We start from the raw sequence: 8,334 nt of genomic DNA, 5'->3' as shown, positions 1-8,334 counted from the left end.
CCTGGGCGCGCGCCCAGGCGCCCATGCCGGGGCCGGCCGCCCTGTGCCACGGCGACCTCCACCTCGGCCAGCTCGTCCGGACACCCGGGGCGCCCTGGCGGCTGATCGACGTCGACGACCTCGGCTCCGGCACCCCGGCCTGGGACCTCGGCCGTCCCGCCGCCTGGTTCGCCTGCGGGTTGCTGGCGCCGCAGGACTGGGAGCGCTTCCTGGACGCGTACCGGGCGGCGGGCGGGCCCGCCCTCGACGCCGCCGAAGACCCCTGGGCCGTCCTGGACGTGCCGGCCCGCGCCCTCACCGTGCAGACCGCCGCGCGGACGGTCACCAAGGCGGTGGCGGACGGACGGCCCCTGGACGAGGTGGACCACGCCCTGGTCGACGCCTGCCGGCGCATGGCCGCCGTACCGGTCGGACCGGCACACGAATCGACGAAGTAGGGTGCAACCGACCGCAGTCGGACGGAGTCTGTCCTGGAGATACCTGAAGCAGGTCCGACCGGCGAGGAGTTGAAGCGATCATGCAGTGTCCGAAGTGCCGTGCGCCGATGCACACCTACAACCGCAACGGTGTCCAGATCGAGCAGTGCAGCGGCTGCCGAGGGATCTTCCTCGACTACGGCGAGCTGGAGTCACTGACCCGGCTGGAGGCCCAGTGGTCCCAGCAGGCCGCGCCGCCGCCCCCCGCGCCCCCGCAGGCGTACCCGGCGGCGCCCCAGCCGGCGTGGGGCGCCCCGCACGGCGGCCACCACGGGAGCCACCCCTACGGCCACCACCGGAACAAGGGCTTCGGCCGCATGCTCTTCTCGTCCTGACGACGAAACCCCCGGCCGCTCGGGCGGCCGGGGGTTCCGGGTGAGGTGGACGATACTGGGATTGAACCAGTGACCTCTTCCGTGTCAGGGAAGCGCTCTCCCGCTGAGCTAATCGTCCTCGGGACCGCGATCGCTCCGAGGAGCGGACCGCGGGTGCTGCGTGCGCGATACTGGGATTGAACCAGTGACCTCTTCCGTGTCAGGGAAGCGCTCTCCCGCTGAGCTAATCGCGCGGGGGATCCGAAGATCCAGTGGACGATACTGGGATTGAACCAGTGACCTCTTCCGTGTCAGGGAAGCGCTCTCCCGCTGAGCTAATCGTCCATGGAGGTGGAGACGGGATTTGAACCCGTGTAGACGGCTTTGCAGGCCGTTGCCTCGCCTCTCGGCCACTCCACCAGGAGCGCAGGGGCCCGGGAGGCCCCCGATCCTTCGAGCGGACGACGAGGTTCGAACTCGCGACCTCAACCTTGGCAAGGTTGCGCTCTACCAACTGAGCTACGTCCGCCTGCCGGTCCGGTCCGCTTGCGCGTCCCGGCGACGTGGTGAACTCTAGCGGATTCCGGGGCCAGTACAAAAACCCGTTTGCGCAGCGTGCTGCGCTGCGCCCGCTCACGGACACGGCCGGGTGACCCCGGCGGCCCCCGCCATAGACTCGACGACGTGCTCGATCTCCCGCCCCTCGCCCGCTTCGGCAGCCGCGTCGCGACCGGTCTCCTCGATGTCACCGACGACCCGGCGGCCCTGGACTCGCAGGGCTTCTGGGCCGTCTGCGCGGACTTCGAGGGCCGTCTGACCTGCGCGCGCTTCCGCGACGTCCGTGAGCAGCCGGTGCCCGCGCCGGTGCCGGGCGGCTGGCGCGGGCCGGCCGCCGGTGACTGGACGTCCTCCCTGGACCACGCCGCGTACGTGGCCGGCGTGCGGCGCGTCCGCGAGCACATAGCCGCCGGGGAGGTGTACCAGGCCAACCTCTGCCGGGTGCTGTCCGCACCCGTTCCGGCCGGTGCCGACGTGGACGCCCTCACCGCCCTGCTGGCCCGCGGCAACCCGGCACCCTACGCAGGAACGATCCGCCTGCCGGGGCACGGCGTGGAGATCGCCACCGCCTCGCCCGAACTCTTCCTGAGCCGCGCGGGACGCGCCGTCGAGTCCGGGCCGATCAAGGGCACCGGCCGCACCGAGGCCGACCTCCTCGAGAAGGACCACGCCGAGAACGTGATGATCGTCGACCTGGTCCGCAACGACCTCGGCCGGGTCTGCGTCACCGGCAGCGTCACGGTGCCCGACCTGTGCGCCGTCGAGAAGCACCCGGGGCTGGTGCACCTGGTGTCCACGGTGCGCGGCGAGCTGCGGCCCGGGGCCGGCTGGCCCGAGCTGTTCGCCGCCGCGTTCCCGCCCGGCTCCGTCACCGGCGCGCCCAAGTCCAGCGCCCTGCGGATCATCGACGCCCTGGAGCCGGTGCCCCGGGGTCCCTACTGCGGCGGCATCGGCTGGGTCGACGCCGACCGGGGCACCGCCGGGCTGGCGGTGGGCATCCGCACCTTCTGGATCGACCGGGAGCCGGACGGCGGCGCCGTGCTCCGGTTCGGCACCGGCGCCGGCATCACCTGGGGTTCCGACCCGGAGGGGGAGTGGCGGGAGACCGAACTGAAGGCGTCCCGGCTGCTCGCGGTAGCGTCGGGCGGGCACGAAGTGAGCGAAGGGACCCTGAGGTGAAGATCTGGCTCGACGGCGGGCTGCAGGACACCGAGTCCGCCCGCGTCTCCGTCTTCGACCACGGACTGACCGTGGGCGACGGCATCTTCGAGACGGTGAAGACCGTGAACGGCAGGCCGTTCGCGCTGACCCGGCATCTCGACCGGCTGACCCGTTCCGCCCGGGGCCTCGGCCTGCCCGAACCCGACCTCGACGAGGTCCGCCGCGCCTGCGAGGCCGTCATCGAGGCCAACCCGATGCCGCTCGGCCGGCTGCGCATCACCTTCACCGGCGGCCACGGCCCCCTCGGCTCCGACCGGGGAGAACACGGCCCGACCCTCGTCGTCGCCCTGGGCGACACCGGCCGCCGTCCCGACTCCACCGCCGTGATCACCGTCCCCTGGACCCGCAACGAACGCGGGGCGCTCACCGGCCTGAAGACCACCTCCTACGCCGAGAACGTGGTCGCCCTCGCCCGCGCCCGCGAACAGGGCGCCTCGGAGGCGCTGTTCGGCAACACGCTCGGCCGGCTCTGCGAGGGCACGGGGTCCAACGTCTTCGTCGTCCTGGACGGCGAGATCCACACCCCGCCGCTCGCCTCCGGCTGCCTCGCGGGCATCACCCGGGCGCTGGCCGTCGAATGGACCGGTGCCGCCGAGACCGATCTGCCGATGGACGTCCTCCAGCGTGCCGACGAGGTCTTCCTCACCTCCACCCTGCGGGACGTGCAGGCCGTGCGGCGCGTCGACGACCGCGAACTGCCCGGTGCCCCGGGCCCGGTGACGGCCAAGGCCATGCGGATCTTCGACGAGCACGCGACGGCCGACCTCGATCCGTGACGGGGGCGGATGCGGGTCGGTGCGTGACATCCGGCTGATCCGGGTGGCCGCGCGGGTAGGACATCGGTGTGACCACGACCCTGCGGCCGGCCGAGCCGCTCCAGCAGAATCCCGACGGCACGCGCTCCCGCCGCTACCGGGTGTGCGTCAACAGCCGTCCCGTCGGACGCATACACATCGGTACGCATCCCGTCTTCGGTGAGGCGGTGGCCCGGATCATGAGCCTGCGCATCGACGAGCCGGACCGCGGGCGCGGCCGGGGCACGGTGGCCGCACTCGCCGCCGAGGAGATCGTCCGCGGCTGGGGCTGCCGCCGCATCGAGGCCACGGTCCCCGCCGAAGCCGAAGCCGAAGCCGAAGGGGCGGAGGCGGGGGCGGCCGGGTCCGGCGCCCCTGCCGGGCCCGCGCTCCGCCTCGCCACCGCGCTCGGCTACGTCGTGCGCAACTACGCCATGGAGAAGGCGTTGGGGGACGTCCCGCCCGCCCTGCCGGAAGGCAGCCGCGGACGGCCGATGACCGACGCCGAGTTCGGCCCCTGGTCGGCCAGGAGCGAGGCGGAGTACGCGCGGGACTGGATCGAGCGCGGTGTGCCGGAGACCGAGGCGCGGGCCAAGGCGGCCAAGGACCACGCCGACCTGCTCCCCGACGGGAGGGCTTCGAGGAACATGCTCTTCAGCGTCCTCGAGCACGAGGACACACCCGTGGGCACGCTGTGGCTCGCGCTCCGCACGGAGCAGGCGTACGTGTTCGACGTCGAGGTCGATGCCGCGCACCGGGGCCGGGGGCACGGACGGTCCCTCATGCTGCTCGCCGAGGCGCAGGCGATCGCCGCGGGCAGACGCGCCATCGGTCTCAACGTCTTCACGGACAACACCCCGGCGGAGCGGCTCTACGCGTCGCTCGGCTACGGGACGACGCGGTACGCGATGTACAAGCACCTGCTGTAGGGGGAGGAGGGGCGCGCCCCCGGGTCAGCCGTCCTGCCCGGCGAGGAGCCGGTCCACGATCTCCTCGACGCGTTCACGCAGGCCTTCCTGGCTCTTGCCGCCGTCGAGACGCTCACCGTCGATGACGTAGGTCGGGGTGCCGGTCACCCCGATCGCCTTGCCCTCGGCCTGGTCGGCGTCCACGATCAGGATGTGCCGGCCGTCGATCAGCGCGGTGTCGAACTCCTCGGCGTCCAGACCGAGTTCCCGGGCGACCTCGATCAGGAAGGGTTCTCCCGCACGGCTCAGTTCCTCGACCCGCCCCAGTACGGCCTCGGCGTAGGCCCAGCCCTGCCCCTGCTCGGCCGCCTCCTCGCAGGCCTGGGCGGCGGCGAAGGCGTGCTTGTGCTTCTCCAGGGGGAAGTGCCGCAGCCGCAGTTCCAGACGGTCGCCGTACCGGGCGCGCAGGGCGCGGAGATCGTCGAGGGCGTCACGGCAGTCCGGGCACTGCAGCTCGCACCACACGTCGAGTACGGGGGCGGCGGCGCGGGCGGGGGAGGAGTCACTCATGACCGACAGTCTTCCAGCCCCGTGCCGCGGCACCCAATCGGACCCGTCGTCCGCCCGGCCTCCCGGGGGCCGTCATGTGGATCATGCCGCATCGGGCATCGGGCATCGGGCATTGGTCCTTGGGCGCCGGGCCCACGGGACCGGGCCGGGACTCGCGAGCCCCGGCGTGATCCGAACGGCAGGCCCCGGGGGGAGTACGCCGCACCGGCACCTGCGGAGGAGCCGACCCGGAGATGTCCCTGATCTGCGGCTGCGGCGTGGCTCGGCAGGGGGCGGAAGGTGCAGGATGGAAGGGACGAAGTGCCCGATGCCACCGAACCCCGCCTGGAGGGCCGGATGATTGCCGAGACCGTCTGCTCCGCCGTGTCCGCGGCAGGCCTGGGCATCGCGCTGGTCACGGCCTACCGCAAGCGCTTCCTCACCGCGACCCGCATCGCCGCCTACGCGCTCGTTCCCATCGCCCTGGTGATGACCGGTGTCGTCGAGTGGCTGGCCGGCACGGCCTTCAGTCCCACGGCCTGGGCGGGCTTCGGGCTGCTGGGCCTTTCCTGGGTGCTGTTCATGACCACCCGCGCGGTGGAGCGCCGGCGCGGCGGCACCCGCCAGGAGCGGAAGGAACGCAAGCAGCAGCGCCGGGCGGCCGGCGCACCCGCACAGCCCGGCACGGTCGCCCCCACGGCCCCGGCTCCCTCCCTGGGGTCCGGCTCCCGCCCGGCGGCCCGTCCCGCGGCCGCGCCCAAGAGCGACGACGACTTCAGCGACATCGAGGCGATCCTCAAGAAGCACGGCATATGAAGCCGGCCCGGGCGGGGACGCCGCACCGCGAGTGACGCGGGGTGACGCGGGAGCGGAGGGCGAGAGGCCGAAGCGTCACAGAGGGTCCCGGAGTGTGCGCGAACGATCACGACTCGGACGAGAGGGCGCGGGAATCGTGCCCTCGTGTTCAGTCCGGGAGTGGTGATCGCGTCGGGCACTCCCGATGCGTCATGATCCCCGCGAGATGCTGGACACGACACAGAGCGAGGCCGCGCCGCAGCAGGACGAGCCGCGCGGATGCCTCTTCGCCCTTTCCCAGCCACCGCTGATGATCTTCCTTGCGGTGATCGGGTGTCTGCTGCTCACGGCCGCCCTGCACGACCTGCTCTGGCTGTGAGCCGTACCCGCGGTACCCGGCGCCACCCGTCGGGACCGCGTCGGCACGGCATCGCCGGGCAGCCCGCCCCGGGTGACCGGCTCACGCGGCACGGCAGACCCGGCCCGGAGGGAGGCCCCGTCGCCTCCGCTCAGCCCGCCGCCTCCTTGCGTCGTGCGCGGTACGCGGCGACGTGCAGGCGGTTGCCGCAGGTGCGGCTGTCGCAGTAGCGGCGGGAGCGGTTGCGGGAGAGGTCGACGAAGGCGTGCCGGCAGTCCGGGGCCTCGCAGCGCCGCAGTCGTTCCTGCTCACCGGCGACCACGAAGAACGCCAGTGCCATCCCGCAGTCCGCCGCCAGGTGATCGGCGACCGAGGCACCGGGGGCGAAGTAGTGCACGTGCCAGTCGTAACCGTCGTGATCGGTGAGCCGGGGCGTGGTGCCCGCGGCCGCGACCAGCTCGTTGATCAGCTTGGCGGCGCTGTGCGCGTCGGGGGCGGCGAAGACCGAGGCGAACCGTCCGCGGATCCTGCGCACCGCCGACAGGTCGAACTCCGTGAGGACCCCGACCTCGCTGACCTCGTGGCTGCGCACGAAGGCCTCGAGAGCCGGGACGTCCGGCAGCCCGTCCGGTGCCGAGTCGTCCTCCGGCGCGGAGTTCACCAGATCCACCACGGTGTCCAGCGCGCACCGGGTGTCGTGGGTGATCAGCACGATTCGCTCCCTGGCCTGAGGGTCGGGCGGGCGCCCGCCGATGCTGGCCGATGGTAGTGGCTTCCGCGACCCCGTGAGCGCCCTCGCTCGCACGCGGCTCCGGAAGCCGCGGGGGAGCGGTCCCGCCGGGAGTCCGTGCCGGAGCTCCCGCGCAGCACAACGGCGCCGCCCGCGGTGTCCCGCGGCGTCGGCGCCGTTGCGTGCCGTTGTACGGCTGTCAGGGCCCGAGCCGTCACCCCGAGTCGACGGCGTCGGGCAGCTTGGTGAACCCTCGCCTAGCTTTCCGCCAGGATGTGCGAGAGCTCCTGATCGAGATCGAAGTGCCGGTGCTCCGTGCCGGGAGGCACGGCGGCGTCCGTACGCTTCAGGAAGGACTCCAGAGCCCGTGCCGGGGCCTCGAGCAGAGCCTCTCCCTCCGGAGAGCTCAGGGCGATGCAGACGACGCCCTGACCGTGACTGCGCGACGGCCAGACGCGGACGTCGCCGGTGCCCGTGGGGCGGTGGAGCCCCTCGGCGAGGAGGTCGCGGGCGAACACCCACTCGACGGTTTCCTCGGCTCCGGTATGGAAGGTGGCGTGCACGGCGTAGGGGTCGGCCGTGTCGTACCGCAGGCCTGCGGGGACAGGCAGGGAGGACTCGCTCGACACAACGAGGCGCAGGTGCAGCTCGCAGCTGACCGTGGTGTTCATAAGCGCCAGGGCCTTTCGCTCAGTGTGCGCTCGGGGATTCGCACGTCGGCGAAATCGACATGCCACCTACGGTGCCGTTGTAAACCCCTCTGCGTGCTTTGCATGGGTTTACGTAACTCAACCGGCCGAAAGGTCGTTCGCGAACTGAGCCCGTTCCGGTGAAGTAGACGGCTCCGGTAGTGTTTGGCCGTATGAACACGGGGAGTGACACACCCGGCGAGGCGGCCATGACGGCGGATCGAGCGGGGATGGACAGGGCTGACCAGGCATCGGACGAAAGGGCGCTGGGTTCCAGGGCGCCGGCCTTCGTCAAGGCGCGCCGCACCCTCCACCTGAGCTGGCAGGTGGGTGTCTTCGTCGTGGGACTCGCGGTCGTGATGGCCGGTGCCGCCATGCTGGTGCTCCCCGGGCCGGGCTGGGTGGTGATCTTCGGCGGCATGGCGATCTGGGCGACCGAGTTCGTCTGGGCCCAGCTGGTGCTCCGGTGGACCAAGCGCAAGGTCACCGAGGCGGCGCAGCGCGCGCTCGATCCCCGGGTGCGGCGCCGGAACCTCATCCTGACCACCGTCGCCCTCGTGACGGGGACCGTGCTGGCCGGGATCTACCTCTGGAAGTTCGGTCTCGTGATGCCCTGGAAGATCGAGAACCAGTGAGCCGGGGCGGAGGCGCGGCCGTCGTTCCCCCGCCCGTCACGGGTGCTCCCTCGGTCCCCGGCCCGTCACGGGCACTCCCTGACATGGGGTAATGTTCTTCCTGCGTCCGGGCGATTAGCTCAGTGGGAGAGCGCTTCGTTCACACCGAAGAGGTCACTGGTTCGAACCCAGTATCGCCCACCGGATCACGCCGCGGCCCGGCTCACCGACAGTGAGCCGAGCCGCGGCGCGTTCGTGTGTCACCGGCCGGCGCGCGGGTGCGCGGCGACGGAAAACCGCACGGTACCTCCACCCGGCGCACCGCGCC

The 8,334-nt window shown here is 72.2% G+C and carries 11 protein-coding genes and 6 tRNA genes; 9 read left to right on the top strand and 8 right to left on the bottom strand.

The window, feature by feature from the left end:
* Both AOK18_RS22550 and AOK18_RS22545 read left to right on the top strand, forming a co-directional pair.
* Positions 1-437 (top strand): phosphotransferase family protein (locus AOK18_RS22550; protein WP_157865145.1); only part of this gene is annotated, 437 nt, incomplete at its 5' end.
* Between the two features lie 80 nt (positions 438-517).
* A complete protein-coding gene (locus AOK18_RS22545; protein WP_055695521.1) occupies positions 518-811 on the top strand; it encodes a TFIIB-type zinc ribbon-containing protein in 294 nt (97 codons plus the stop codon).
* A 46-nt stretch (positions 812-857) separates the two neighbouring features.
* Here the strand turns inward: AOK18_RS22545 and AOK18_RS22540 are convergent.
* The 5 genes from AOK18_RS22540 to AOK18_RS22520 all read right to left on the bottom strand — a co-directional run bounded on the left by AOK18_RS22540 (position 858) and on the right by AOK18_RS22520 (position 1,319).
* A tRNA-Val gene (locus AOK18_RS22540) sits at positions 858-929 on the bottom strand.
* A gap of 43 nt (positions 930-972) precedes the next feature.
* Positions 973-1,044, bottom strand: a tRNA-Val gene (locus AOK18_RS22535).
* A 19-nt stretch (positions 1,045-1,063) separates the two neighbouring features.
* Positions 1,064-1,135: transfer RNA gene (locus AOK18_RS22530), tRNA-Val, on the bottom strand.
* Position 1,136: 1 nt separating this feature from the next.
* A tRNA-Cys gene (locus AOK18_RS22525) sits at positions 1,137-1,210 on the bottom strand.
* 36 nt (positions 1,211-1,246) lie between these two features.
* Positions 1,247-1,319, bottom strand: a tRNA-Gly gene (locus AOK18_RS22520).
* A gap of 155 nt (positions 1,320-1,474) precedes the next feature.
* On the opposite strand from AOK18_RS22520, the gene AOK18_RS22515 reads away from it, so the two are divergent.
* The 3 genes from AOK18_RS22515 to AOK18_RS22505 all read left to right on the top strand — a co-directional run bounded on the left by AOK18_RS22515 (position 1,475) and on the right by AOK18_RS22505 (position 4,292).
* Positions 1,475-2,527, top strand: coding sequence for a chorismate-binding protein (locus AOK18_RS22515; protein WP_055695520.1), 1,053 nt, complete (start codon positions 1,475-1,477; stop codon positions 2,525-2,527).
* Positions 2,524-3,345: an aminotransferase class IV gene (locus AOK18_RS22510; RefSeq protein ID WP_055571401.1), complete on the top strand. Its 822-nt coding sequence runs from the start codon at positions 2,524-2,526 to the stop codon at positions 3,343-3,345. Before AOK18_RS22515 ends, AOK18_RS22510 begins: the two co-directional genes overlap by 4 nt.
* Before the next feature lie 68 nt (positions 3,346-3,413).
* Complete coding sequence (locus tag AOK18_RS22505; protein WP_055695519.1) at positions 3,414-4,292, top strand: GNAT family N-acetyltransferase; 879 nt, start codon at positions 3,414-3,416, stop codon at positions 4,290-4,292.
* Between the two features lie 24 nt (positions 4,293-4,316).
* On the opposite strand, the gene AOK18_RS22500 is transcribed toward AOK18_RS22505, so the two are convergent.
* Complete coding sequence (locus tag AOK18_RS22500) at positions 4,317-4,841, bottom strand: DsbA family protein (protein ID WP_055571403.1); 525 nt, start codon at positions 4,839-4,841, stop codon at positions 4,317-4,319.
* Positions 4,842-5,177: 336 nt separating this feature from the next.
* Between AOK18_RS22500 and AOK18_RS22495 the strand changes: the two genes are divergently transcribed.
* On the top strand, positions 5,178-5,636 hold the full coding sequence (locus AOK18_RS22495; RefSeq protein ID WP_055695522.1) for a hypothetical protein: 459 nt from the start codon (positions 5,178-5,180) through the stop codon (positions 5,634-5,636).
* 205 nt (positions 5,637-5,841) lie between these two features.
* The gene (locus tag AOK18_RS33415; RefSeq protein ID WP_167532532.1) at positions 5,842-5,994 is read left to right on the top strand and encodes a hypothetical protein; all 153 of its coding nucleotides are present in this window, start codon (positions 5,842-5,844) and stop codon (positions 5,992-5,994) included.
* A gap of 130 nt (positions 5,995-6,124) precedes the next feature.
* Here the strand turns inward: AOK18_RS33415 and AOK18_RS22490 are convergent, their stop codons facing one another.
* Positions 6,125-6,685 (bottom strand): CGNR zinc finger domain-containing protein, encoded by a 561-nt coding sequence (locus AOK18_RS22490; RefSeq protein ID WP_055571404.1) that lies wholly within the window; start codon positions 6,683-6,685, stop codon positions 6,125-6,127.
* Positions 6,686-6,960: 275 nt separating this feature from the next.
* Positions 6,961-7,374 (bottom strand): SsgA family sporulation/cell division regulator, encoded by a 414-nt coding sequence (locus AOK18_RS22485; protein ID WP_004002642.1) that lies wholly within the window; start codon positions 7,372-7,374, stop codon positions 6,961-6,963.
* A gap of 191 nt (positions 7,375-7,565) precedes the next feature.
* On the opposite strand from AOK18_RS22485, the gene AOK18_RS22480 reads away from it, so the two are divergent.
* The gene (locus AOK18_RS22480; protein ID WP_055571405.1) at positions 7,566-8,027 is read left to right on the top strand and encodes a TIGR02611 family protein; all 462 of its coding nucleotides are present in this window, start codon (positions 7,566-7,568) and stop codon (positions 8,025-8,027) included.
* A gap of 108 nt (positions 8,028-8,135) precedes the next feature.
* Positions 8,136-8,207, top strand: a tRNA-Val gene (locus tag AOK18_RS22475).
* Positions 8,208-8,334: the final 127 nt, after the last annotated feature.

Origin of the sequence: Streptomyces prasinopilosus, assembly GCF_001419695.1 — a bacterium.
In the GTDB taxonomy this organism is placed as follows: Bacteria; Actinomycetota; Actinomycetes; order Streptomycetales; family Streptomycetaceae; genus Streptomyces; species Streptomyces prasinopilosus.
This window is presented reverse-complemented; position numbering and strand designations above follow the sequence as displayed.

Coding starts and splice junctions, on each gene's coding strand:
- AOK18_RS22495 (WP_055695522.1), top strand. CDS start 5,178: ATGATTGCCGAGACCGTCTGCTCCGCCGTGTCCGCGGCAGGCCTGGGC.
- AOK18_RS22545 (WP_055695521.1), top strand. CDS start 518: ATGCAGTGTCCGAAGTGCCGTGCGCCGATGCACACCTACAACCGCAAC.
- AOK18_RS22500 (WP_055571403.1), bottom strand. CDS start 4,841: ATGAGTGACTCCTCCCCCGCCCGCGCCGCCGCCCCCGTACTCGACGTG.
- AOK18_RS22485 (WP_004002642.1), bottom strand. CDS start 7,374: ATGAACACCACGGTCAGCTGCGAGCTGCACCTGCGCCTCGTTGTGTCG.
- AOK18_RS22480 (WP_055571405.1), top strand. CDS start 7,566: ATGAACACGGGGAGTGACACACCCGGCGAGGCGGCCATGACGGCGGAT.
- AOK18_RS33415 (WP_167532532.1), top strand. CDS start 5,842: ATGCTGGACACGACACAGAGCGAGGCCGCGCCGCAGCAGGACGAGCCG.